The organism is Fibrobacter sp. UWB11, assembly GCF_900143015.1.
Classification (GTDB): Bacteria; Fibrobacterota; Fibrobacteria; order Fibrobacterales; family Fibrobacteraceae; genus Fibrobacter.
The window spans coordinates 227,507-254,085 of the sequence record NZ_FSRT01000002.1; the positions used below are offsets into that span (position 1 = coordinate 227,507).

General features: G+C 46.9%; 22 protein-coding genes. 2 read left to right on the plus strand and 20 right to left on the minus strand.

Features of this window, described 5'->3' with window-relative positions; genetic code table 11:
* Positions 1–19 precede the first annotated feature (19 nt).
* The 16 genes from BUQ91_RS09560 to BUQ91_RS09635 form a co-directional block, all read right to left on the minus strand.
* Complete coding sequence (locus tag BUQ91_RS09560) at positions 20–838, minus strand: polyphosphate polymerase domain-containing protein (protein WP_072827837.1); 819 nt, start codon at positions 836–838, stop codon at positions 20–22.
* 3 nt (positions 839–841) lie between these two features.
* Positions 842–2,170, minus strand: a complete 1,329-nt coding sequence (locus BUQ91_RS09565; RefSeq protein ID WP_254842312.1) for a TolC family protein — start codon at positions 2,168–2,170, stop codon at positions 842–844.
* A 69-nt stretch (positions 2,171–2,239) separates the two neighbouring features.
* Positions 2,240–3,349, minus strand: coding sequence for an HlyD family secretion protein (locus BUQ91_RS09570; protein WP_072827835.1), 1,110 nt, complete (start codon positions 3,347–3,349; stop codon positions 2,240–2,242).
* Between the two features lie 13 nt (positions 3,350–3,362).
* Positions 3,363–4,046, minus strand: a complete 684-nt coding sequence (locus BUQ91_RS09575; protein WP_074209088.1) for a DUF4956 domain-containing protein — start codon at positions 4,044–4,046, stop codon at positions 3,363–3,365.
* Between the two features lie 458 nt (positions 4,047–4,504).
* Positions 4,505–7,186, minus strand: coding sequence for a beta-L-arabinofuranosidase domain-containing protein (locus tag BUQ91_RS09580; RefSeq protein ID WP_074209469.1), 2,682 nt, complete (start codon positions 7,184–7,186; stop codon positions 4,505–4,507).
* 169 nt (positions 7,187–7,355) lie between these two features.
* Positions 7,356–8,051 carry a hypothetical protein gene (locus BUQ91_RS09585; protein WP_074209089.1) on the minus strand — a complete coding sequence of 232 codons (696 nt, stop codon included), beginning with the start codon at positions 8,049–8,051 and terminating at the stop codon, positions 7,356–7,358.
* Positions 8,044–8,877: a TIGR02147 family protein gene (locus BUQ91_RS09590; RefSeq protein ID WP_072827832.1), complete on the minus strand. Its 834-nt coding sequence runs from the start codon at positions 8,875–8,877 to the stop codon at positions 8,044–8,046. Before BUQ91_RS09590 ends, BUQ91_RS09585 begins: the two co-directional genes overlap by 8 nt.
* 182 nt (positions 8,878–9,059) lie before the next feature.
* Entirely contained in the window at positions 9,060–10,784 is a 1,725-nt protein-coding gene (locus tag BUQ91_RS09595) for a hypothetical protein (RefSeq protein WP_074209090.1), read from the minus strand.
* 117 nt (positions 10,785–10,901) lie between these two features.
* Positions 10,902–11,387: a hypothetical protein gene (locus BUQ91_RS09600; protein ID WP_074209091.1), complete on the minus strand. Its 486-nt coding sequence runs from the start codon at positions 11,385–11,387 to the stop codon at positions 10,902–10,904.
* 113 nt (positions 11,388–11,500) lie between these two features.
* The gene (locus BUQ91_RS09605) at positions 11,501–13,075 is read right to left on the minus strand and encodes a glycoside hydrolase family 5 protein (protein ID WP_074209092.1); all 1,575 of its coding nucleotides are present in this window, start codon (positions 13,073–13,075) and stop codon (positions 11,501–11,503) included.
* A 108-nt stretch (positions 13,076–13,183) separates the two neighbouring features.
* Positions 13,184–13,780 carry a hypothetical protein gene (locus BUQ91_RS09610; RefSeq protein ID WP_074209093.1) on the minus strand — a complete coding sequence of 199 codons (597 nt, stop codon included), beginning with the start codon at positions 13,778–13,780 and terminating at the stop codon, positions 13,184–13,186.
* Positions 13,773–14,606: a TIGR02147 family protein gene (locus BUQ91_RS09615; RefSeq protein ID WP_074209094.1), complete on the minus strand. Its 834-nt coding sequence runs from the start codon at positions 14,604–14,606 to the stop codon at positions 13,773–13,775. Before BUQ91_RS09615 ends, BUQ91_RS09610 begins: the two co-directional genes overlap by 8 nt.
* 116 nt (positions 14,607–14,722) lie before the next feature.
* Positions 14,723–15,382 carry a hypothetical protein gene (locus BUQ91_RS09620; RefSeq protein WP_074209095.1) on the minus strand — a complete coding sequence of 220 codons (660 nt, stop codon included), beginning with the start codon at positions 15,380–15,382 and terminating at the stop codon, positions 14,723–14,725.
* A gap of 113 nt (positions 15,383–15,495) precedes the next feature.
* Positions 15,496–16,476 (minus strand): Rpn family recombination-promoting nuclease/putative transposase, encoded by a 981-nt coding sequence (locus BUQ91_RS09625; RefSeq protein WP_175566624.1) that lies wholly within the window; start codon positions 16,474–16,476, stop codon positions 15,496–15,498.
* Positions 16,477–16,860: 384 nt separating this feature from the next.
* Positions 16,861–18,360: an NADPH-dependent glutamate synthase gene (gene gltA / locus BUQ91_RS09630; RefSeq protein WP_074209097.1), complete on the minus strand. Its 1,500-nt coding sequence runs from the start codon at positions 18,358–18,360 to the stop codon at positions 16,861–16,863.
* Positions 18,360–19,247: a sulfide/dihydroorotate dehydrogenase-like FAD/NAD-binding protein gene (locus BUQ91_RS09635; RefSeq protein WP_074209098.1), complete on the minus strand. Its 888-nt coding sequence runs from the start codon at positions 19,245–19,247 to the stop codon at positions 18,360–18,362. The genes gltA and BUQ91_RS09635 overlap by 1 nt, the downstream gene beginning before the upstream one ends.
* A 161-nt stretch (positions 19,248–19,408) precedes the next feature.
* On the opposite strand from BUQ91_RS09635, the gene BUQ91_RS09640 reads away from it, so the two are divergent.
* Entirely contained in the window at positions 19,409–19,831 is a 423-nt protein-coding gene (locus BUQ91_RS09640) for an RrF2 family transcriptional regulator (RefSeq protein ID WP_074209099.1), read from the plus strand.
* A 6-nt stretch (positions 19,832–19,837) separates the two neighbouring features.
* On the opposite strand, the gene BUQ91_RS09645 is transcribed toward BUQ91_RS09640, so the two are convergent.
* The 4 genes from BUQ91_RS09645 to dcm all read right to left on the minus strand — a co-directional run bounded on the left by BUQ91_RS09645 (position 19,838) and on the right by dcm (position 24,735).
* Positions 19,838–20,470, minus strand: coding sequence for a nitroreductase family protein (locus BUQ91_RS09645; RefSeq protein ID WP_074209100.1), 633 nt, complete (start codon positions 20,468–20,470; stop codon positions 19,838–19,840).
* 78 nt (positions 20,471–20,548) lie between these two features.
* Positions 20,549–21,964, minus strand: a complete 1,416-nt coding sequence (locus tag BUQ91_RS09650) for an LlaJI family restriction endonuclease (protein WP_074209101.1) — start codon at positions 21,962–21,964, stop codon at positions 20,549–20,551.
* Between the two features lie 6 nt (positions 21,965–21,970).
* Positions 21,971–23,677 (minus strand): AAA family ATPase, encoded by a 1,707-nt coding sequence (locus BUQ91_RS09655; protein WP_074209102.1) that lies wholly within the window; start codon positions 23,675–23,677, stop codon positions 21,971–21,973.
* Positions 23,677–24,735 carry a DNA (cytosine-5-)-methyltransferase gene (gene dcm, locus BUQ91_RS09660; protein WP_074209103.1) on the minus strand — a complete coding sequence of 353 codons (1,059 nt, stop codon included), beginning with the start codon at positions 24,733–24,735 and terminating at the stop codon, positions 23,677–23,679. Before dcm ends, BUQ91_RS09655 begins: the two co-directional genes overlap by 1 nt.
* 844 nt (positions 24,736–25,579) lie before the next feature.
* On the opposite strand from dcm, the gene BUQ91_RS09670 reads away from it, so the two are divergent.
* Entirely contained in the window at positions 25,580–26,578 is a 999-nt protein-coding gene (locus tag BUQ91_RS09670) for an ORF6N domain-containing protein (protein ID WP_072827818.1), read from the plus strand.
* Position 26,579 lies beyond the last annotated feature (1 nt).

Below are 26,579 nucleotides of genomic sequence, written 5' to 3' on the forward strand. Positions count from 1 at the left end.
TTTGTAGTTTAAATCCATTTTAGAAATTTCCCGCGAGAGAAGTCCAGTACGGGCTCTTGAAACGTCGCGGATTTTCGTAAACACGTTTCCATTCAGCAGCTGCGTTTCCGAACTTGGAGAATGCACCGTGTTTTAAATTCAATGCACGAATCAGGTCAAACATCCAGTAAGGCATCTGGGCGGCCGGGCACTTGAGTTCAAGCACGGCATCGGCACCCGGCTGGAAGAATCGCGGGAGCCCCGTGGAGTGCATGTAGTGCGGATCCACAGTGTAGTCAAAACCGTTTTCTTCACGGAAGCGCATACCGGTGTCAATCGTCACGCGGGAATACTCTTCGCGAAGCCCGAACCATGCACGACGCTTGTACTGCGTGAGGAGTCGCGGATGAGCCCCATGGAGTTCAGTCTTGTACAAAAAGTCCTTGAGGTACATGCGGTCTTTACTGCTCTTGCACGGCCATTCATCGGGCTTCATGTGCCAAACTTCACCGGGATTGATTCCCTTGATCGTTGCACGGCTCTTGTAGCAGATGTTACGAATCTTGCGCTTGACTTCGAAATGGAACGTACCGTCCTGAGCGGGGTGCTCGCCGTACGTGCGGATACGCATATTGAAACGGTCCAAGAGCTGTTTCTTTTTCCAGCCGAGGAATGTCCACGTCGGAGTATCCAGATACAGATTCGTAATCCAATAGAATCCACCCGGAGTAATCTTGGAATAATAGTCTTCTTCGCAATACGGCGCCAAGAACGCACCAATCCGGTCCGCCCATTCGACGGGGATATGGTACTTCAGTTCGAAGCGTTCAAGAAGACTAAATCCGCGGGCTTCAGCCATAAACTACCTGATTCCTTCACGAAGATGGTTCGTTACATCTTGACGAGCAAGACCACCGGAGTAATCGAGCAAAGCCAAGTAACGGGCAAAAATATCGTATTCAAGCTTTGCAGCCTTCAAGTCACTTTCGAGAGCGCTTTCACGGGCGCGGAGAAGAAGGAGCGGGTCGGAGCCGGCTTTGTGAGCAAACTGTTCCATAAAGCCGCTTGCATTCACTTGTTCGGCATATTCCTTCAAGACCTTCCACTGATCGATAAGCGTAAGCACTTCTTCGGTGAGGCGAGCGACCTTCTGGTTCACTTCGCGGACTTCGTCCAAGTACTTGCTTTCGGCATCGAGCTTTTCGACCTGTTCGCGGAGGGTGGCGTCCTTGTTACTATCGAAGAACGGCAAGCGGAACGCGAGGTTCACAAAGAACTTGTCTGCAGTCTTGCGGTCATCCGTTTCGGCAACAAGTTTGCGGAGTGTATAAGAATTATCATAGCGGACACAAACGCCATCCATATAGCCACCAGTACAAGCCTTTTCATCCCATTCTTTGGCATACTTATTATACTTGGCTTTGCTCACATCGCTGTAATCCAAATCCTTGTACTTTTCCATCAAGGATTCTACCTGGAGCGAGTAACCTATGCCTATATGAGAAATGTAGTTGCGGTCCTTGCTTGCATCCTGTTGCGCCTTAGAAATGTCGGAATCGCGCTTGCCCTTGGCGAGTGCCACAAGCGGGAAGTTTTCGTCAACAGTCACGCCGTTTTTAAGGAATTCGGCAAGTTCTTCCATCGTCGGGAGGAACGACGGATCCAAGGCGACGTTATCAAAGTCCGGAGCCCAAATCATCATCTTGAGTTCGGCATCGCGGAGCGCCGTGCTGTCCGAAAGCAAGTTCGCCTTGAGCGAGGCGCTCTTTTCAAGTGAAGTCATCAAGTCTTCGGCATTGAACGAAGCAGAGCCGGACTTGAGGTGGAGCACTTCGATACGGTCCTGAATAACCTGCAAAAGTTGCTTGTTGATTTCGTTAATCTTCTGGCGAAGCACATAGCGCACACCGCGTTCGTAGCGGTCGTAAAGGAGGATCGAACGTTCAACGGCAAAAGTAGCCTGCTGGTAATTCTTAACGGCCTCATAGTGAGCCTTGTCGGCAGCGCGTTCGCCAAAAGCCTGCGGAGTCACGCGGAGTTCAAAGTCATGCTTGGCAAAGCTAAAACCATCCAGCTGGTAACGGAGTTCCACCTTGTCCCAAAGCTTGAGGTTGCGTTCTTTCGATGTTGCTTCGGCGCGTTTTTCCGCGGCCTGGTATCTCGGGTCCGTTTTTGCGGATTCGATAAGCATATCCCAATTGAGGGGGCGCGCAAAAACAGCTGCGGAAAGAGCCAGTGTTATTAACGTTACGTTTTTCATTTACTTCTTAGCCTTCTGTTGCTGCTTTTCCAAGTTGCGTTTGCTCGTTTCGGTGATGGTCACCATTTCGCCAAGCAAGAACTTATTTTCTTCAGGAATCTTGATGGTCACTTCGCGGCCATAAACCGGGATTTCCGGCATCTTCCACATGCGGGTCGGGAACGGCACGATGCGGCTCGAAAGACCGACCACTTCGCCAATCACGGCCTTGCCCTTACCGGTAAGGGAAGTCACCTTCACGGCTTCGCCGAGGTTCGTGTTTTCGTAAATCTGTTCGTTGATGTAGCCACGGATAAGCGTTGGGGACTTGTGGGCAAGCGTCACAATCGGGGCAAAGCTAGAGACCTTTTCGCCATCGCGCACGTTCACATCACCGACAACCCAGTTTTCCTTGGCAATCTGAGTGAGTTCCTTCTGCTGTTTGCGAAGTTCGGCGAGTTCCTTGCGGATGTTTGCAGCTTCGGTCTTGCCGCTAGACTTCTGGAGTTTGTTGCTACCGCGGAGGAGGGCAATCTGTTCGTTGGCGCTCCTGGTTGCAACAGCAAGTTCGTTCTTGAGGCTCTTGATGCGCATAGCCATGGCATCGTTGCCATCGGCCTTGGACTTGGAGTTCGAGAGGCTCTTGAGCTTGGCAGAAATAGCCTTGTTGCTTTCGTATTCCGCTTCAAGGTTGCGAATTTCAGCCAAAAGTGTGAGGCGACGAGATTCGAGGTTAGCCTTGACTTCGGCCACCTTCTGGTCGATTTCGGCAGAGCTCAAGTTGCTGCGGCCTTCGAGAGCGTCGAGTTCGCGGGTAAGTTCTGTAATGCGGAGAGTCAAGTCCGGGCGGTTGATCACCACGATGGTATCGCCCACATTGACTTCCTGGCCCGGCACCACGTAGACCTTTACAATTTCAGTCGGAGACGGAAGGCTGATAATCGTTTCGCTAGATTCGGCAATGCCACGGAACATGGCCGCCTTGCCCTGGTAGATAAAGCCAAGCATCACGGCAAACACGACGCATGCCACCCAGGCAATAGAAAGCTTGTGGGTATAGACGTAAGCGACACCCGCATTGTTCTTGTGGGTATTCCAGAAATTGTCGAGAAGATCTTCGAGCTTATTCATTTTTCAATCCTCCTTACATTTCCGTCGTTGCGTCTTGCATCATGAACTGGACATCCGAAATACCTTCGACCTTCGATAGGAGCGTGAGGATTTCGGCAGCGGGCTTTGTGGCACGGAGGCGAATCTGGTAAGCGACGTCCAAGCGGGCACCGCCATCGACCTCGCGCATCGTAATCAAAATAAACGTCTTTAAATTGCCCTTCATGATATCTTCAATCTGGCCACGAACCTTGGGTTCGTTCGGGAGGGCAAAGCGGAGCATGCCGTCAAAGAAGTGCTTGGTGCCAAGACCCGTGCGGGAAAGGAGGAACGCGACACAGCTGAAAGCGATTGTACCGCCCACAGCGGCACCCCAGGCATAAACACCGCAACCGATACCTGCACCGAGAGCGGCAAAGATGAACATGATATCGCGCGGGTCCTTAAAGCTCGTACGGAAGCGGACCACCGAGAGAGCACCCATCATGCCAAGACCACGACCAACGTTATCGCCGATAGCCTGCATCACCATTGCGGCGACCACGGCACTAAGCACAATGCCCTGCACAAAATTTCGCGAATACGAAAGTCCAAGGAACGTCTTTTCATAGGTCCAGGCAATCGTCGAAGACAAGACAAAAGCCAAAATCAAGGTGTATGCAAGCGTAATAATCGTTGCATTTGTTGAGCTGGACTGGACAGCAAGAAGGTCAAGCATAGTAACTCCGTTAATTAATTCTTTTTTTTGCCCGTTTCCCCAAAATCTACTTAAAAACAAGCAAAACACACTCGAAATTATGTAAATAATGGACTAACAAAAAAATTACAATCCGCTTTTTTGATTCGGATTTGGGCGAATATCACCCAATTTTTTTATTACAGGCTGTAGAACCCACGCTAAAAATAATAAAAGTACATTTTTCGTTTCTGAAAAAAATAATTACACGTTGGTTACTCTAACAACGCATTGAGTCAGTCGCAACGTATGTTTATTTTAGGTAACAATTCAGCGGTTTGAAGGCGGTTGATACCTACAATTTACAGCGTCTAGTTAACAGAAAGTTACAAAGAAGTCCTTGCGGAGTAAAGGCGAACTGAATGGAGCAATTCTATATTCGGAATGACAAAAGTCCTCACGATTGTGAGGACTTTTGGGGGTGTTGAGGAGTGTTTTATTTATAAGCCGTTTTTGTTGAATAGCGTGTAGCCGCGAACGAGGCCGCCTTCGTAAAGACGTACAATGTAATTGCCGTTCTTGAGGCCCGCAATATCAACCGTGAAGTTGTTTGCACCGGCGGAGAGCATCTGCGAAAGTTTCAGGCGCCCATCCATCGAGTAGATTTTCACGCTTGTCGTTTTTGCAAGCGGGAGGTTCGATTCGATTTGGAGAGTCTGCGAAGTGGCACGCACGCGGAATCCCTGATTTGCGGCGGCAACAGGCTTGATACTTACTGGTTGTGGCTTTGGCTTGTTGCGGAGAAGGCGCACGCTATAGATGCCGCCAACCATTCCAGAGCTTGCCGAGAAGGAGATACGCACAATCTTTTTGCCCTTCACCATTTTATCCGGAATCGGGTACGTGACATTCACGAATTCATCTTTTTTCCAGCGGTTCGAAATCGTTTCGGTCACGAGCTTTTCGCCGTCAATGGAAATATCGAATTCGCGAGTGCATCCTTCGTTGCCCCAGTAGCGCACCATGAGACTCAAGGAATCTTCGCTATTCGTCTCGAATTCGTAGCTGATGAGACCGCCATCGCCGCCGGAGCACTTACCAGCATCGCGGTAGAATTCACCTTGGTGCGTGCCCGAAGTGGAATTTTCGATTTTCATCTTGTGGTCTACTTCTGGCTGCTGCTCGCCCGGAGCGACCTTATCGACAGTCTTTTCGTCAAGCGCCAAGGCTTCTTTTTGCTCTTTTTCAAGGCGGGCGAGAATGCTCGGGTCCGTAAGCACCATCCAGTACATCATGTAACGGGCGTCATGCACTTCGTAGAAGGGCTGCAAAAGCAGGTTTGCGTCTTTTTGCTTTGCGAAGAGGTAAGGCGCCTTGAAGTGCAAGGGTTCGCCCTTCACGGGTTCCACTTTCGAGGGGATATCTTCTTTTTTGCTTGCAAGCATCGGCGCCTGATCCAGCGATTCCAGCGCACCGGAGGCAATGTGGCTCCAGCGACCATCATCGGCGACAAGGCCGTTCAGGTTCGCCGTTCCCGTCTTTGCAGAAAGCACAATCGGACCATGCAAAAGCGCCACGTAATCGGTCACGCCCGGCAAATCTTCGACATGCGTGTACATCGGGTAAAGCACTTCGACGACATCGCCCGACTTCCAGGACTTCCCTGCCGAAACATAGCTCGACGGCGTAGACTTTTTCACGACGGTATCGCCATTGACGATGACCTTGAATTCCCCTTCCTTGACCCAGTACGGATGGCGAATCTGCATGTCAAATTCACCGCTACCGGTAATCGTAAACTTGGAACTTTCGCCCTTCGGGAAGGCGGTTTCCTGCTTGATTTTGACGCTCTTGTCTTTCCAGTTCAAGACGGAAGCGGCAAAGAGGTTCACATAAAGCGAATTGCCATCTTTCGTATAAATAAACTGATTGTACTTGGCCGGATTTTCCATGCCCGAACCCACGCAGCACCACATACCCGCATTGACCTTGGAATACACGCGGTAATGGCGCGGACGAGCCGGAGTAAAGTACACGTAGCCGCCATGTGTCGGGTGGATTGTCGAAAGGATGTGATTGAAGAGGGCGCGTTCGTAGAAGTCGGTGTAATGCGCATCGTGCTTGATGTTGAACAGACGTTCCGTCAACTTGAGCATGTTGTACGTATTACAGGATTCTGGTCCTTCACGTTCTTCGATGAATTTTTTATGGTTGTTGAGCGCCGGGAAATGTTCCGAAATGCTGTTGCCGCCAATGGCGATACTGCGTTTATTCACGACCGTCTGCCAGAAGAAATCGGAGCCCTTCTTGTACTTTTCATCGCCCGAGAGTTCTGCAATTCGAGCAAAACCCACAACCTTCGGCACCTGCGTATTCGCGTGGACATTCGTTAAGTTGTCATTGCCCTGCGACATCGGATTCAAAAGCCACTGGTGCGACCACTTCTTGGCCGCATTCAGGTACTTCTCGTTTTTCGTGAGATAGTAAGCGTCCGCATAGACTTCGGGCATGCCACCGTGTTCCGTACCGAGCATCTGTTGCATCTTGGAATCGTTCAGGCCGTTCGTAATCGTAATGCCCCAGTCGCAAAGCGCCAAGAACATCGTCTTTGCCTGTTCGTAGCCCGCATAAACGTAAGCATCGCGGAGGCCCGCATAAAGCTTGTGGATATTGTACCACGGCACCCAATAGCCGTTCTGGGCGCCCGCATTGCCACTCTTCATGCTAAGCCACATCTTTTTGCCGTTGGGAACGCCACTGATATAGCCCTTGAAATTGTTGTCCTTGGAATTCTGGTCCTGAATCGTCTTGAGTTCTTTCAAGATGTATTCGAGACGTTCCTTGACTTGGACGTCATCGTTATCGGCATAATGCATGGCCAAGGCACTCAGATAATGCCCAAGCACGTGGCCGTCGAGGCCCGCCCAGTTCGGGAACTTGCTCGCCTTGGGGCGCATGCCTGCTTCTTCGTAAAAAGGCGCCAGCAAGCGGTCCACATCGTAGCTGAGGAGCGTTTCGACGTTCAAGTCCTGACGTTCCTTCAAAACGCCATCCAAAAGCTGTACATCCGACAACGCGAACATGTCAGGGTACAGCAAATCCTGTGAAAATCCGAGACCGCACGCAAGCCCCGTCAAAGCAAGAGCCGTGCGAACACGTTTACCAAACCATCCGAAATTCATTGTTTCCACCTTTTTTCTAGCCCAAGGGAGATTCCCGCTCGGAGGCGGGAATGACATGCAAGGTTTTCATGCAAGAAAGCCCCACACTCTAGAAAATAGATTGGAAAATAGGGGTCAGATAAGGGGTGGATTCAATTAGTTTTGACAATTCTACAATAGGGTTTTACGGTCAGAAGGAATCTATGTGAACCCCATCATCGCCACAATTGGTCTTTGATTCGACGGTAAAATTGCTCAAATACGCGTCATAATCGGCTTGTTCGTCAGTATAGGCACAATAAGCTTCTAGAGAACCGTCATCATCACAGGCGCCACTGAGCTGGTCATTTACATTTTGAAGCAAGCACAAGTCTTTAAACTGTTCAAAAATCGCTTCACAGCCTTGGCCAAATTTTTCCACTTTTACTATTCGTTCTATACGATTATCTAGACCAAACTTAAACTTTGCAGAATAAGATTTTTCATCGACAGAACAAGAAACAGCAGCTCCTTTTTCGACCTCATAGACCTCAATTTTACCTTCAGTCTTTTTGTCATATCCTTTTGTTGTAGCATCAATGACATACTCTTTAGTAGCATTACTGGCAAAATCAATGTTGACAGAAACCGTTAGCTCTTCTTTAACCACAACAATATAAGTTGCATGCGCATTCCCCGAAACATGCTGCGTAACAGAACTGGAACTCAAAGAAGATTCCGGCGGGAAATTAATCCAAACGCTGCTCGAGGAACTATTGCTTGAAGAATTTTGTTCCTCGCTAATACCCGCCATAGGATTGGCGTTCGGGTCAACAGTTCCACTAGAGCATGCAACCAATGCAAGCCACGAGATGAATCCGATTATATAAAAGCTCTTTTTAAGCATGTTTCTTCCCAATTATTTTATTGGTGACGGGAAAAAATTGAAAGTTTATTCTGCACACTTGATCAAAATTACCACATTCATTCGCAATTGCAACTACTTTTTTGCAACAAGCCTTAATTTCTTCGACAATTCTCTTATAAGCGTCCTGATTTACGCCAAGAGTAATGCCGTTAAAGAAACGTTCACTTGCTGAATAGCGGTCTACGGCACGGGCAGCCATAATTGCCATCTCTTTGTGCATAGCACGGATAGCAATAGGGAGCGCTTCCTTGGAACCGATAACCGTCTGCGCCGTCTGCGTGTAGACTTTTTCGTCTTCCTTTTTCAAGAAGCCGGCCTTCACGAGAAAATTGAGCACATCGCGAACTTCTTCGGCAGAGACGTATTCCTTGCACTCCTCGGCAATGTCGCGAGGGGTCGCCCCCGGCATGAGCGGTGCAAGTTCACGGATAACCGGATATTTCCAAGATTCATAATACTGGAACGCCTCTTTATCGACAACGCGAACTTCGTGCTCTAAGGCAATTCGCTGCATTTCGAGGAGCGCCGCACGCTGGGATTCGTTATTTTCGGCATTTCCAAATGCAACAAGCTGGTAAAAATATTGTTCTTCGTAGTCGACAAGTCCCATGGATTTTGCAACTTGGCACGCCTTGATTTTGCTGAGCTTGCTCTGTCCCATGCAAACGAGTTTCAAGAAATTCGGCGAAGAAAACCCGGCATTTCTGCAAAATTCGCGCCATGAGAACGAACCTAGACGTTTGCGTTCGTCGTAGTAATCCTGCAAGTAGAGGTGGTAATCCCGGTACTCAAAAATAGACTTCATAATACATAAAATAAATTTTTACATACAAAAACGCAATATCTGTATTATACGCAAAAGCATATTTTTAGGCTATAAAAGGGGTAATTTTATAAAAAAACGTAACTTTTCAAAGCTATATAATACACCTTGTATAATAGAGAAAAAGGACGTAATTAGTTTTGCCGATTCAACAAAAGGCGATATTATTTTATGGTAATGACACGGATGTCCTGATCAATCTTTAAAATATACCGGCCAGCACGTGACACGCGGTACTGACGGTTCATCCCCCAAGAACTCTGATAAAGCATTTTGCCCCGAGAATCGAAAACGGACACCATGGCATTAAAATCAGGGGTCGTAATTTGAAGGTCACGTCCAACAACTTGGACATTGTGCAGTCCTATGTTTTTGACGCCCGACAAAACGGTTGTACCTTTACCCGTTGAATCAAGAGGCACCGCAAGACTCAACAAATCTTCCGAACACATATACTCCGCAAGAGACGCAATAATGGGCAAGCCTTTGTCAGCACATCTGGACCAAATTTTGTTATCCGCAGAAGCGTTTTGATTCAACAAATCCACAAAGTTGGAATTTTCCGCTTCGGTCTTCGAAACACCCTTAGTTTCGCTTATTGTTGCAAGCGAATCAATGGATGCCACGGTCTTCAATTTATCGCCATCAACCGCATATATTCGACTTAAAGACGACGTATCTTTAGCCATTCCCACCAAAGATCCAGCCATATTGTCGGACTGCACGGAAGCCATCGAATAACTGTTTGTAATGCCGGAATTATTCAACATGCCTACAATCCCGCCGGCAGCGGCATTATTTTCAACATTAGGACACGTTGCCTCTACAGTGCCGTAATTCACGACATTTTCGACAAGTCCATCTAAAGAAACGCCAACAATTCCACCGGCTTCCGGGTAGTTAATGACTGGATTTCCGGTATCGTAATCCTTACTCAATTCCGAGCTTGCCTGGGCTTTCATCGAACCATAGTTGGCACATTTTGAAACGGAGCCTTGGTAATTAAATCCAGCAATTCCGCCAACGCGAGCCTCGGCGTTCCGAGTTGACATTTCTGTTTTCGTATCCACATGGATGTTCCCGACATTGACACATTCCATGATTTTTCCGCCTGCATTATACCCGACAATACCGCCAATAGTTCCAGCTACACGAATGGACTTTGCTCCACTGCCGGACATAGCCGCATAATTAACGCAATTCGAAACTGTCCCGCCATTTTTCCCGACAATACCACCAACATAATAGCCTGTATATTCGCCTGTATGCGTTATAACTACTTTATTCGTTGAATGAGAAACAGATCCCCGCGCATTCTGCCCCACAAGACCGCCAGCAAAACTCGTACGTTTTGCATTCATGCGGCCCGAAACAAAGCTGCTATCTACCGTTCCATTTAGCAAATACGCAACAATACCTCCCCCACAAGGCGCAATTTCATTGGGAAAGTCACTATTCATATCGATATTCTTGAGGTTCAGATTCTTTATAACGCCCTGACCGCCAACAATTCCAAAAAGGCCAAACATGCCATGATTCGAAACAGAACCAACGCTCTTAAGGCCATATATGGCATGGTGATTTCCGTCAAACACTCCCTTAAACACGATGCTGTCTGGGGCTCCAATAGCAGTCCAAACTGTAGAGCCAACGCTTGCAGAATCCTTGCCCATGAAGATATCGTTTTCGAGGACTGCATTTATGGAATCATTGCCAGCCTCAATTTGAGCCTTGAACCAGGCCAGTTCTTCAGGACTTGTAATAGACCAATAGGTTTTTCCGCCAACCTCTCGCGAAGAAGACGGTTGAGACGCATCACCCGACCATTCTGCAAAACAAAAAGCAGAAAGGATATACAGAATGCCAATAATTCTTTTCACTTCACTCATATCAACGTCTCACTACAATTTTTCAACAAAATATAAAATTTCAAAAATGATGACCAAATATAAAATAAAGGGGCGGTTTATGCCGTCCCTTATTATACCGAAGCAAAATTTAAACACCTATTCTTCGTCAGGATTGAAATGATTTTCGAAGCTTTTGAAAAGCGGACCCCAGTAATAATTATAAATATCATCAACCTTCACATAGGTTACTTCGTTTTCATTATTCCATGCCTTGTACTTGGTCACTTTTATGGTGCATGTTTTTTCATCGCCCTTCACATCAATATAATAGCGGTGCGTTATTTTGCCCATGCCTCCACTATAGTTAGTCACATTCCCTGTACGGTAGCCTGTATATGTGGCATAAACTAAAGCGTCATGACGTTCTGTCACAATTCGCCCGTTTTCGGCATCTTCTTTAGTCAGCGCAACCTTTTTCTCGGCAAACGCTCCTTTCACCGCATTGAAGCAAGTTCCAACAGGCTGGTTATAGCTTTTAGTGAGGTACTGGTCATAGAGATTGGGATCATCCAATTGCATGGTTTTAGCACATCCAGTGAGAAGCGCAAATACAACCGTCAAAACAGGAAAAAGTTTTTTCATAGGGGGCTCCCTCTTTATATTTGAATATCCTACAAAATAATATAAATAAATCCCCGCCGAGGCGGAGATTTTTATTCAAAACGATGTCAGGAAATATCCGCGGGGTGGTTTTGTTAGCGAATCTGGACTTGCATCACCTTGCCCTGGCATTTTGCAATGTAGTTGCCTTGGCGGAGGCCCTGCAACTGCATTTCGGTCTTGGACGAAGCGGCAGCTCCGACGCTACGAACAAGGTTTCCGTTCATATCGAACAGCATAATCTTGCCGGAACCGTAAAGCGTATTGCCATTGCGATGGAATTTCACCTGAGCGCCCGCGAGAACCGTCGGCAATGCAATCGTCGCCGAGCTACTAGACTGCGTAATTTCGCTGGAGCTAGAAACTGCGACGCTAGAACTAGAGGCAGGCGCGTCGTTACCGCCATTGATAAAGTCTTCGACGTGCGTGACGCCATTGTTCACGTAATTGCCGAGGCCATACACACCGCGCATAGCATTGATAACGTCCGTTTCGAGAACCTTGCCCACCGGCGAAGATTGACGGCGGAGGTAAGCCATGTTGTCGTAGCCCGAATTGCTTTCGTTGCCCATATCCCAAAGAATCGGGGTAAGGCCGTACTGCTTAGCAGCCGAAACGACATCCTTGTGCCATTGCACGCGGCCCTGCTTGTGGAGATTCAGGTCGGAGCCATTCAATTCCGGAGAGCGAACGTTTGCACCGAACTCGCCGACAATGACCGGGTAACCCTTGTCCACGTAATTCGTCTTCATCTTGGCGAACTGTTCCTGCGGATGCACGATGCTCCCAAGTTTGGAATCGACGGAGCCCGCCCAGGCGTTGTAACCCGCATTGCGCTTAGGTTCGCCAGCCTTGGTGTAATCGCCGTAGTAGTACTGCGGCTGAATCGGTTCACTGGCACCCCAGTCCTGCGGGCTCGTCATGAGTGTGTACTGATATGGGTCGTAGTAGTGCACTTCGAACATCAGGCGACCTTCAACCTTGTCCTTCGGGAAGGTGCTTACCGGAGCACTTTTGACCGACTTGTCAATGTCCGTATTGAGGCCTTGGATAATCAAGGTACGCGTTGCATTGTTGCCGCCCGTAGCGCGGACAGCATCAATGAACGTCTGGTAGTAGTGCATAAGCGTAGACACGTGCTGCGATGTCCACGTATTCACATTCGGACCGGGTTCGTTTGCGCCGGCAAAAAGCAAACGTTCGTTGTAGTCCTTAAACTTGTTCGCAATCTGCGTCCAGTAAGTCTTCATCTTGTTGTCGATGTTGCTATTGACGCTCGTGCCGATGTTGCTCTGGAACCAGCCACCTTCACCTTCGTGGTGGATGTTGAGGATTGTGTAAAGACCTGCGCGCATGGCGTAATCAACGACCGTCTTCACAGAATCAAGCCAAGTTTCGGTGACCTTGCCACCGCTAGTGTGACTGTCCCAAGCGCAAGGAATACGCACCGTATTGAAGCCTGCCGCCTTCACGGAGTCAAGCAAAGCCTGAGTCGGGTAAGGGTTGCCCCACAAAGTCGGGTTGTTCGGCACTTCCATCGAGTTGCCGATATTGAAGCCCAAGCCCATCTTGGCCTGAACATCCTTTGCGGTCGGAAGAGTCGCTGCAGAAACGGCGCCTGCAAGCATCGCTACGCCACAGGCAATTCCAAAAAATTTTGATTGAACCATAACATCTCCTTAAATACCCCCACTATGAATATAATCAAAAGAATTCGGAAAAGGCGATGTCACAAAAAAGGAAGAATTGACAAAAAGGAACGGGGTCTCAATTTAATGCTATTTTACCAATTCTCCTGCGCAGGTCTTTTTAGATTCTGCGATAAAAACGCTTAAAAGAGTGTCGAAATCAGCAGTTTCGTCTGAATAGACACAATCTGCCAAAAGCAGTCCATTTTCATCACAAGAGACACCTAATTCATCATTTCCATTTTTGATGGAGCATGAGCTCCTAAAATCTTCAAACATGCTATCACAAACACTACCGTTTATTTTCACACGCACATTTCTCTTTACAAGATTTGAGCCTTCAACTTTAAATTTAGCGGAATATGCAACAGTCTCATTTTCGCAAACAGCCGATGCACCATTTTCTTCGGCATAGACATCAATTTTCCCAAATGGCTTGCCTCCTTTCCATTCTTCGCCGCCCTTCGCTATTTCAAGCGTCTGCGTAATTTCAGACTTAAATACAATTCCATCAGAGTCAAAGCCCTTCATCCCAGGTCCACCATTTGAAGAACTACTGTTATTTGCATAAACAGCAGGATTTGCATTCGGGTCAATCGAAGAACCACCTCCTAAAGAATCATCGGTACAAGCCAACGTAAAAAAGAACAAAGAAAAGGCAATCAAAACAAGGATCTTATTACGCATGTTTTTTCTCCTTAATTTTATTCGTCACTGGGAAAAATTGAAAGTTCACTCGGCAAACTTGGTTCGTCTTTTTATTTGCGCCAACAACGGCAACAATTCTTTTACAGCTATCCTTAATAATATCAACAATTTTATCGTAGGCAACTTCATCGACACCAACCGTAATCCCGGTAAAAAAGCGTTCCTTTGCAGAATATCGATCCACAGCACGTAATGCCATACCCGCCATTTCCTTATGCATTGCCCGAATCGCAGCCGAAAGAGCATCCTTAGAACCAATAACGGTTTGATCTGTCTGCGAATAAATTTTATCCCCTTCTTTTTTCAAGAAGCCAGCATTGACAAGAAAATCGATAACATCCCGGATTTCTTCGGCAGAGACGTATTCCTTGCATTCTTCAGCCATTTCGCGCGGATTGGCCCCTGGCATTAACGGCGCTAGTTCGCGAATAACAGGATATTTCCAGGATTCATAATATTGGAGTGCATCTTTGTCTATAACACGAGCTTTATGTTCAGAGGCAATCCGTTGCATTTCAGCTAGAGCAGCATTTTTCACATCATCATCTACGGCATTCCCAAAGATGACTAATTGTCTAAAGTATTCTTCTTCATATTCAACAAGACCCATAGCTCTTGCGACTTGGCCGGATTTCACTTTGCTAAGATTCCATGCGCCGTCACGAACAAGCTTTAAAAAATTTGGAGACGAGAAACCGGCTTCACGGCAAAACATACGCCATGAAAATTTTTCATACCGTTTACGTTCGTCTAAGTAGTCTTGCAAATAGAGACGATAATCGTTATACTCAAAAATCGATTTCATACTCCGAACCCTTAAAATAGAGTAAAATCCTCGAAGGGACATCGAGGATTTTTCCATAAATTGAGCTAAATAAACAAAGAAAAACTACCGACGGTGAGGAATAATGCGTAAAGTCCCTATTCCTCTTTTACGTAGGCAATGGGATAAATAACCGCATAGCGATTTATACTAACAAATTTCACACCAACATATTCCATAGGAACATCTATTTCATAATTGGCATAGCAGGCACCACATTTAAACACTTCTTGACCAACAACATGTTTTGTCGAATCTGTTAAATAAATAATAGTATCTTGGGGATATTCATAGTAGTCTATGGAAACTAGCAACGTATCTTCCAACTTTTCAAGAGATATATTCGATATTTTTCCATAATACCAACAAATTGCACGCATTTTTTCTTTCAATACAGCAGAACCGTCCTCATTCATATACAAATAAACAGAATCATTTACAGATGCAGTCTTTTTTAATGCGTCTCCATTGCCGCCACACGAGCCTTCACTTGCAACAAAAGAGACTGAATCTAGTTTAGCCACTGTTGAAATATTTGGGGCAATCACCTGCAAATTATTGGAATCGGAGTCATTGGAGCAGGCGGCAAAAAGGCCAATGGACATCACAAGGCTCACAAATGGAACAAATATTTTTTTCATCATAATTGACCTCTTTGTTTTTCTAGAAATAAAATTAACAGAAAAAAGATTCTTTGAAAAGTATAAAAGCACACGTATTTTTTCTTTTTCTTCAATTTTTCCGTCATTTTCTTTCAATTCTTTTCTCAAGTGAATAGAATACGACAAAAAGGATTGGCGACGGTAGGCAAAAGGGGCTGCCAGGCAGTCCCTTTTATAAACGTGTTACTACACCAAAGAAGATTCGCAAGCTACTTACTGTTGTAGGTCGCCCGAGAATCCCGAAGTTTAAGAACCTTACTTTCGGGAAGGTGCGAGTACTTGACAATTTTTTCAATCGGTTCATTGTCGGCGAGCATGTCAAGAGCCACCGCAGTACGTTCATCGTCACGACCTTCAACGCGGCCTTCTACACGCCCTTCTGCAAGGCCCTCGGCTCGGGCATTTTTCTTTTCAACATAGAGTTCATAATTGTGGTCGCTCATTTTCATAGCCTCGCTTACAAGAAAGTCCTCTGTAAAGATACTCAATTTAGCCTTTTCCTGCAATAGGGCATATTGCGAGCCCTTAGGAACATCAACAAGGCTTTCATTGTTCAGCCCATCGAACACGCGAAGCCACAACGCAAGCCTACTGTTGTCCTGTTCGTATTTGCGTTTGAGAAATTTGGGAATTTCAACAAGCGTTATCGTTTCCTTGTCGTAAAACAGCTCATTATCCTGATTCTTAAGTTGAATACAGTGTCTGTAATTGCGCGACTCGGGGAATCCGTCAAACATCTGAAGGCTAATGACATTCAAGTTGCGAAGTTTGTAATCATCGCCCTTAATACGACTTGCAATTATATGCTTTGCAGCATAAAGAACCAGACGGCTATTAAAAGATTCATGTTCGACATGCTGAACTTCGAGCACAATACGATCCTGACGCTGGTCGAGCGCTACAACATCCGAGGTAATGCTCTTGCCAAACGCACTTGGAAGAGCGGGATTTACAAAAGAGACCTGTTCAATGCAATCACCGCCATCAAGCTTAAGCACAGCATTGAGGAAATCCACGGTAATCGACTCGTTTTCAGGTGTTCCGAAAAGTAATTTGAAGATATTGTCATTATAAACATATACATATTTGTAGAGTTTATTGTATTTGGCAATACATGCGGAGACATCGCCTCCATTCTTGTACGTTTCGCTGATATCTTTGAGCATTTCAGCATATTGCGTTTTATTCATCAATGTTCCTTTGCCGCAAGCGGCTAAATTTGCATAAGCGGGGGGTGCTACCATGTAAAAAAGGCAACAGACAAAAACCCCGCCATACGGCAGTTTAATTTTACAGTTTCTCTGCAACTACAGAGAGAATATTTAGCGCAGTGTATTTAGCACTTTGTTCCAAAGTCTAGACATGCAAATTCTGACCTTGGTTAGCGGGGCATTCATGTCCACGAATTAATATACACTATTCAAAAAGCGCGGTAAAGGGGACCTCTTGTCGGCGGAAAATACGCAAAAAAAAACAAAGCCCTCGCCTTTTAGCGAGAGCTTTGTTAAATGGTGATTCCGGCACGTCCCCATCAAGCGAGGACAGGTAGGCCGGAATGACAGTCCAAGCAAGAATTACTTCTTCAAGAACTCATTGATGCCTGCAGCAGCACGACGACCTTCGCCCATGGCGAGGATCACGGTTGCAGCGCCGAGCACGATGTCGCCACCTGCATAGACCTTTTCCATAAAGGTCTTGTTGGCGGTTGCATCTTCGAGAAGGATGTGACCCTTCTTGTCGACGGAGAGTTCCGGAGTGGTGTTGCTGATAAGCGGGTTGGAACCGTTACCGATTGCAACGAGCACGGTGTCGCATTCGATTTCGAAGCTTGCGCCTTCGACCTTGACCGGACGCGGACGGCCCTTTTCGTCGGGTTCGCCGAGTTCGTACTTGTCGACGAGCATGCCGCGGACGTGACCGGCTTCATCGCCAAGAATCTTGGCCGGGTTCTGCAAGACGCAGAATTCGACACCTTCTTCCTGAGCGTGGAGAACTTCTTCCTTACGGGCCGGAAGTTCGTTCATGCTACGACGGTAAATGATACGGACCTTTTCTGCACCGAGGCGGAGAGCCATACGGGCAGCGTCCATAGCGACGTTACCACCACCGAGGACGACAACGTTCTTGCCCGGCCACATCGGCGTATCGGCATTTTCCTTGTCGTAGGCGCGCATGAGGTTTGCACGGGTGAGGTATTCGTTAGCAGCGAACACACCGACGAGGTTTTCACCTTCGATGTTCATGAACAACGGAAGACCAGCACCGGTACCAACGAACACAGCGTCAAAGCCATCCTTTTCGATGAGGTCCTTGAGCTTGCGAGTACGGCCAATCACAAAGTTCGTTTCAAACTTCACGCCCATAGCGGCGAGAGATTCAATTTCCTTGTCCACAATCTTCTTCGGAAGACGGAATTCAGGAATACCATAGCGGACCACGCCACCGAGCTTGTGGAAAGCTTCGAAGATGGTCACGTCGTGGCCTTCGCGGCGAACGTCAGCAGCGACGACCAAGCCGGCAGGACCGGAACCGATCACAGCCACCTTCTTGCCCGTTGCAGGCTTAACAGCCGGAACGGAAGCACCACCGTTGTTGCGTTCATAGTCAGCAGCAAAGCGTTCCAAGCGACCGATTGCGACAGCCTGGTTCACATCCTTGTGCATCTTGCCCATCGTGCAGTTCATCTGGCACTGACGTTCCTGCGGGCAAACACGACCGCAGATAGCCGGGAGCAAGCTGGTTTCCTTAATCTTGGCGATAGCGGCCTTGAAGTCGCCTTCGGCAATCTTTGCGATGAAGGCCGGAATGTCGATGTGTACCGGGCAGCTTTCGACGCAGAACGGCTTCTTGCAGTTAAGGCAGCGGTTAGCTTCGACGATAGCCTGAGCTTCGGTATAACCCTGAGCCACTTCTTCCATCACGCGTGCGCGATAGGACGGTTCGAGCTGCGGCATCGGCTGAGCCGGGATAGCAGTCTTGTCCTTCGGCTTCAAGGGCTTCGGAAGGGCATTAATCTTTTCAAGTTCCACCTTGGCGGCGGCGTCCAACTGTTCACGAGTCAAATGTTCAGACATTACTTGCTCTCCTTGGCCTTTGCGTCAGCCATCTTGTCAATGTTGCACTTGTGGCCATCGTTTGCACCGAAGCGGTGCAGAGATTCCTGTTCCTGGGGCTTGAATGCACCCATACGCTGGAGCATGTTGTTCCAGTCGACTTCGTGGCCGTCGAATTCCGGGCCATCGACGCAGACGAACTTCGTCTTGCCGCCGATAGTGACGCGGCAACCACCGCACATGCCCGTACCGTCGACCATGATGCTGTTGAGGCTAACGACAGTCTTCACACCATACGGCTTGGTGGTGAGAGCGCAGAACTTCATCATAATCGGAGGACCGATAGCGATGACCATGTCCGGCTTGCCCTTAGTGTCTTCGCAAAGTTCCTTAAGCGGTTCAGTCACGAGACCCTTGCGGCCATAAGAACCGTCGTCGGTCATGAAAATGATGTTGTCAGCAAGAGCGGTCATTTCTTCCTTCATGAGGAAGAGGCTTTCGTTGCGAGCACCCATGATGATAGTCACCTTGTTGCCTGCAGCCTTGAGAGCCTGAACGATCGGGTGCATCGGGGCAATACCGACACCACCGCAAACGCAGACCACGTGACCAAAGTTGTCGATATGGGTCGGAGAACCGAGCGGGCCAACCAAGACCGGGATATCGTCACCGACTTCGAACTTGGAGAGTTCGGTCGTCGTCTTGCCAACCGTCTGGAAAATGAGGGTGATAGAACCTTCTTCAGTATCGGCATCGGCGATGGTGAGCGGAACGCGTTCACCATTGTCCTTGTTCGTCTGGAGGATGATAAATTGTCCTGCCTTACGTTCTTGCGCGATCAGCGGGGCGTGGACGCGGAATTGGAATACCGCGGGAGATAACTGCTTTTTAAAGAGAATTTTTGCCATAATGCGAGGCAATATAGAAATTTTTTTTGACCACTGATAGTAAAATTATATGAATGAAAGGTAGCAAAAGCCCCGTTTTCGCAAACGCCCGATAATTCCAACCGATGCTATAGGTTTTACCAATAATTAATGTATATTTAGGTTCAAAGGAGTCATGAATCATGAGAGTATCAACGAAAGGTCGATACGCTATTCGCGTTATTATTGATATGGCAGAAAACGGAGAATCCGAATTCCACTCACTGCACAATCTGGCGGAACGTCAGGGACTTTCTGAAAAATATCTCGAAGCGATTCTTGGAACACTCGTGAAAAACAATGTGCTCGAAGGTGCCCGCGGCAAAGGCGGCGGCTACAAGCTCGCAAAGCCGGCTGCTGAGCTCACGGTCTGGGAAATCCTGAACGTCATCGAGACTTCCATTAGCCCGGTAGAATGTGTTGCTGACGGGAAAAACGGTTGCGACCGTGCAGACGTCTGCCCGACACTCCCGATGTGGAAGGACTTGGCGAAAATCATCAAGGATTACTTCACGGGAATTACCATCAGCCAGCTAGTGAAACAGAAGCCGACCAAAACGAAGTAGTAGTTTTTACTTCGCGTAACCCACTGGGTTGTTCAACAGCGGAGTTTCCGTATCGGACAACTTCAACAACTTCTTGATAGCAGGGGTATCCATAGTCATTCGCGGACGCGTGACAAAACCTGCACCTGCGCAGAACAAGTTCACGTTCTCGCTTACGATACCGACATCAATCGCCATCGCGAGTTTTGCATGCGCATCACTAGTTCCGAACTTTTTTTCGTCGGCCACAAACAAAAGGCTCACAGGCGCGGACTTAGCCCAATCTTGACGGTCGGCAATCAGCCCACGATGGTCACCCTTCGCCACCTGCTTCAAAGAATTTTCTTTGTTCAAATATTCCGAAACGCCCTTAGCCGTAAACACGAACACGCGAACTTCCTGGAAATTACGTGCTGTGGGTGACGTAATTTTGCCTTCGGCGGGGCGGTTCACCCCGATAGCCGCAAAGAGCAAGTTCGACAAGTCCTGGTCACTCAGCATTTTGTCGCTGAACTCATTGCCCGAACTGCGGCTCCAAAGAGCCTCCATCACATTCTTGCCGAGCGACTTGGCCGGTGCCGGAAGTTTCTGAACCTGAGCCATGGAAAGAGCGCAGCAAAGAAGCGTCGTCAAAAGCATGGAAACAATTTGTCTTTTCATAAATTTCTCCTTGGTGAAATGGCTTTGATAATACCAAATCAAATATACCCTTTTTATGAACAACAAAAATAGGATAAACTAAGAGTTCTTAATCAACTCTGCAAGTTCATCCTGTGCGGCGGGGTTGTTTGCATAATTCCGCATAACCGATTTCATGTCGAGAAGGATGCAGTGGATTTTGTGGTAAGGCTTTGAACGGTCTTTCCAATCGCCGTAAATGTAGCCCGCACGTTTCATTGCATAAACGTCATTGCGAGGGAGCTCCGCGACCGCGGCAATCTCATCCCATTTTTCCGCATCCGCACAATACGGCATAATGAAAGCATTGTAGATAGGTTTTGGCAGAGCGTCATTCTGAGAATGCGTAGCATTCGAAGAATCTCCATTCGCTCCTAAAATTTCTTTCCAGTGCGTTTCCACATATTCCGCATAAGCCATCTGCTTGCAAACAGACTCAGCACCAGGCAAATGCGAATTGAAACCAGTCAAGCCGTATTTGTAGTACTTGGAATCAAGGATATACACACCCTCCCCCATAACCATTATCGTATCTGGTCGGAGCGTAGAACGATGATTTTCATCCTTATTATCTTCATCCTGATAATTGAAGCCATCACCATTCCTTGAACCTTCAACGACAAACTTAAGGTGCGGATTAAATTTATCCTTGGTGACCCCCTGCGGCAACTTCCCGAAAATCTTATCCACCATCGCTTCCCACACGGGGGCGAACTTGTTGACTCCGAAATAGAATTCGTTTGCAGTCTTTCCGTCTTCGGTTTTATGCCCAGCAAGATACTCCACAATTCGCGCCAAGTCGGCGAGCAAGCGTAAATCACGGTCGTTAAACGTTTTCGCAAGCTTGGAATGAATTGCGTTGCAGAACAGGTCATAATCAAAATCCAACTGCGGCTCTTCGGACGGATCTATGCCGAATAAAAATCCGAGTTTCACAAGAGCGTCATGAACGCAGAACTTGTGGACTTGCGTAATGAGCGTATCTTCGTTATAACTGACTTTACGGGCGACAAAATCCAGGTACACAAGATTCTGTTCATTTTCAGTAATGACGGGTCGCACGGCCTTGATTGTCCGTCCCCAACTGATTTTCCCGTTCGCGCCCTTTTTGTACAGAATTTCCTTTTCATCAAGGTAACCGAAATCGAGAAAATTTCGGATAACATTCAAGTACGAAACCATCGGAAATTCAGATTCGCCATGTTCCTCCGCGAATGTGGAAATAGAGGAATTCTGATGAATCTGTTCCTGCAGCGAAGGGTCAGAAAGCACCGTAAAAAGATTGACAACACATTCCCGTAATTCATCTTCGGGGAGCTCGCGCAAGGCCGAGTCGTCTTTGAAATATCCCAAGGGAAAGATGATACTTGTTTCTAGCGCTCCATCTTCCTTTGATTTTTCACAGCGAATGCCGACGAACTCGGTCTCCGAATTCGCCTTGGATTCGCAGGAACATATTTCGTTCAGTTTTTGCATCAAGGATTACAGCGTTGGCGATGCTACAAATGCGACAAGATTCGCCTTGTCCTTGAAAACGTCAAAGCGTTCTTTCCCTTCAGACGGTTTTTCAAAGAAGTTAATCAGTTTTTCCAACGTGTCGATACCATCTGCAAAAATCTGCGGACGCTTGAACTTGAAAACGTCATCCCACAGGAACTTCAAAACCTTTTCGGCAAAGACCTTGTCGTCGATAATGCCGCCCACGTTGCTCACAAACCAGACTCCAAGCCGCTTGTCTTCGGTGCTAGAAAGACCCTTGAGGGTGGCCGTAATTTTGGCGTTGATCCATCCCCAGAATTGTCCCCATTTAATACCGGTATCGTCAATTTCCGCTTCGTATTGTGTTTTGACAGCGGGCTTAGTGAGGTCAAATTCGTTGCGAACCAGTTCCATGTCGAAACGGCGCTGGAATGCGTTATCCAACGTGAACACATTCTGGTCGCTAGTATTCATCGTCGCCAAGATGGAAAGGTTAGGCGGTAGGCGGATAGCCGTATTCGCATTGAAGTGAATTTCTTTTATTTTAATTTCTTCAATAGGTTCACCGTCGTTCCGTTCTTGGTAAGAACCATCATCCAGTTCTGTTGTTTTGCGGATATACGCATTAACATCATCGTTCTGGACAAAATACTGGCTCCAGCCTTCTGTAAACGTGTTTACCGCCGCATTTGCAGGGTCGTTGCCGAGAGAGTCCGTTTCACCAGCCTTGAGCCTATCCAACAACTGGAAGGTGTCGCCGAAAATGGCGGCCGCATTACCGCGGTTGATTTCTTCGATAACCAGGTAAAATTGTTCATTGGGATTGAGATAAGCCCGCTTGATAATTTGCGTAAACGGCCCGGGCGTAAATTCGTAGGTGACGTGACCGTTGACTTTCGGCAAGATTTGCCCGATGAACTCGGCGTTGGTGTATTCCGGATGGAACACGACACGAACCTTGTTCTTCTCAGGAACGTCCTTCAGTTGCTCCCTGATTTTATTGCTCTTTCCGCAACCCGGAACACCGTAATAGATGATTTGGGAAGGAGTATGGGAGGAAGAAAAATTAAAGAAGAAAAAATTTTGCCCACCGGAAGATACCTGCATTGACGCTGGTAACAGGCTCATCCACGTTTTCTTTCTCGTTTCAGGATTTGCATATGATTCATGAATATCGGAAACTTTAATAACAGAAACAATCAATTTACTTTGCTCAACAACGTCAATCGCATATGCAAACCAGCATGCGTTCGGTCCACCCAACTTAACTTGAACAGCATCATAAAAATCTTTGTTATTAAATTCACCTATAGATGTTGAATCGGAATATTTCAGCGTCCTTCTTCCTTTATGCGTATTTTCGTTTTCACGAGTAACAAGAAGAATAAATGGTTTGTCAATAGAAATCAATTTTTCATCAAGTTTTATATAAACGTTATTAAAGATTGCGGCTTTAGTGATTTCATATTTACTTTCAGCGCTTTGCGATTCAATCGCTTTATACTCCTTGCCTCCCTTTCCCAATTTACAGGATATAGAATTTGAAAGCGGGCAATAACAATAATCCATACCAATCAAAATTTCCGCAGCACCGGGATATGTTAGTTTGTAATCTGGAGCAGATTGTCCGAGAGCTGTACCCCAAGAAGGTGTTCCTCCTCCAGTTTCAATGGAGGCGTTAAAGAAAAGAGAGCCTAAATCAATATTCATTATAGTTGCCTCCATATATGGGTCAAAAGAATTCCGACGACATTCACATCCCAGCCATTTCCGGCTCTTTTGGATAATTGTGAATAAGACTGATTGTCGAAGTTGATTTCGCAATTCTTTTTATCACGAGATATGTCAAAACCCATCAGACGAAATTGCTCATGAACAGACATCTTTCGAACAATTTCTTTGCCCTTATCTTTACCAGATTTCTTAGGCGGCTCAATAACACGAAGACTATTATGTTCCGGCTGGGTGATTGTTATGCTGTAGCCATCTTTTTTGATTTTCTTGTTATACACGTCAAAACACAACGGCGTTTTTACGACAAAAGAATCAATATGATGTTTCTCCTTCAAATGAGCAATTTGTTCATCTGACAGATAAAGAAATTTTTCAGGGGAATTGTCCAAGAAATCTGCCATTTTCAAATCACTTTGGATTTCTGGGGGCTTTATTTCAAAGTTTTCCGGTAATCCACCTAATCGAGCGAACATCCAAAGGCGCTCTCTATTTTGCGGAACCCCATAATCCTTCGAGTTCAGAACAACCTTTGCCAATGTGTTTTCTTCCGTCGTGCCATATCCCATTTCAATCAAGTCTTTTACAAGTTGATCGTGGATGGGCTTAAACTTTCCAGAAGTAAAGCCTTTAACATTTTCCAAAAGGATATACTTCGGCTTTTTTACTCGACATATTCGAATGATATGTCCAAGCATTGCCCCTCGACCATAGGGATCTTCGGTTCCCAATTGCATTCCTGCGGAAGAGAATGGTTGGCAAGGAAAACCGCCTGTAAACAAATCAAAATCAGGCAATTCATTAGGGTCAATCTGTGTGATGTCGCCCCAATTCTTTATAGGGTTTCCTTTCGCATCACGATGATTCGCGTCAAATAACTTCGAAGCGTATTTATCGAACTCTGAATAACCAACAACAGTGTAATCAAAATTCGTCAAAGCTTTTTTTGCTCTTTTCAATCCAAAGGATGCTCCGCCATAACCAGCAAAGCCTTCAAAAACCCTGATTACATTCTTCTTCTGTCGAGTCTGGGCCATATCGCTCCGTTTTGAAAGTGAACGAGTTCACTCTCGCGGGAGCGGTTCTGGCCGATTCGCTTGGCCGGGGTGCGGACAAAAAGAACGGCGGGGAGCCGACTCACTCCTCGCCTAAAAGCGCGACATTTTCAAAAGAATACAATACACCCGCACAATCTTGCAATGGATTGCTTCACCCTTTCAGGGTTCGCAATGACGTTGCAAAACATCCCGGGCGGATACAGTACGCCCAGGGTACACTACGCCCATGCAATCCACGGGCGATGGCGAGTCATTGTCTTATTCTCGTTGTTGAAATTGTCGAAGTTCCAGATAGAGGACAAGAGCAAAACTCAGCGAGTCTACCCCTGTTCGGCACTAGTCCAATCTTTTTCGGAAACAAAAAAGGCGTGGAGTTGAATGCATTTACCTACCTGAGGCCTTCGACTGCCCACAACGAATAAACGCAAACAACTCACGCCCCAAAAGGTCGTGCGGCATAAACAAATACAAATTTGCTATGTAACCAAACGATGCGGCAGGCGGAGACCTGTCGCAGACGTGAGCGTCCGTCTTGTTCCCGTTGTTGAAATTGTCGAAGTTTCAGATAGAGAACAAGAGAAAACTCTATTTTACGGGTGAAATATAGATTATTCCGGTGTCAAAAGGTGACGCCACGCTTGGAAGGCAAGAAAAAAGCAAAAAAACGCAGAATTCAACCGCCTGCAGGGGTCGATTTTCCTCGAAATTATCAAAATTTTCGCGAAAATCGCCAATTGTCATAATGTGACATCCGAAGAATGTATATTTGTATCAAGAACACTTTACCCCGCCTTTTTTTGCTTGTAGGCGGAAGGAGTAGAAGATGGCTAGAAAGACCGAAAAAACGGATGATATCGCACTTAACCCGCTTATGGAGTCGGGCATCGGAAAGATGATTCAAGTCATTCGAGGCAAGCAAGTGTTGCTAGACCGCGATTTGGCAACGCTTTACGGGGTGGAAACGAAGCGTATAAATGAGCAGGTAAAGCGCAACATTGAGCGCTTTCCTAAAGATTTCTGCTTTCAACTGGATGCCACGGAGCATAAATTTTTGAGATCGCAAATTGCGACCACAAAAACCGAAACCAGAGGAGGCCGACAATATTTTCCATATGTTTTTACCGAACAAGGCGTTGCGATGCTGTCTTCGGTTCTAAAAAGCGAGACAGCAATCAAAGTCAACATAGCCATCATGCGGGCTTTCGTGCAATTGCGTCACCTTATGATGGGTAACGGCGGTCTTATCAACCGTCTTTCAAATGTAGAAGCAAAGGATTTGGAACAGGACAGCCGCTTGACTGGTCATGACGAGCATCTGCTTGACCATGACCGAAAATTTGACGAACTTTTCGAGGCGATGGACCGTGGCGAGCTCAAAACCAAGGGTTTATTTTACAACAACCAGGAGTTCGATGCCTATGTATTTGTCTGCGACCTGATTCGTCAGGCAAAGAAAAGAATCGTACTTGTCGACAGGTACGTGACTGAAAAAACGTTGACCATGATGCTCAAACGGGAAAAGGGCGTTTCTGTGACAATCTACACCTACGACAAAAGCAAAGTCCTTGAAATGGACCTAGCCACTTACAACGAACAATATCCTGACAGCCCGATGCAAGTCTTGCCAAGTTACGGAATGCACGACCGATTCTTGTTCATAGACGATACGGCCTACCACTTCGGGGCTTCGCTCAAGGACCTTGGCAAGAATACGTTCTTCTTTACGCAGGAAGATTTCACATTGGACGAAGTGCTGAAGGAATCGCAGAAGATTCAGGCAGAAAAAGAAAGCCAGGCATTACAAGGTGACAATGCGGATTAGA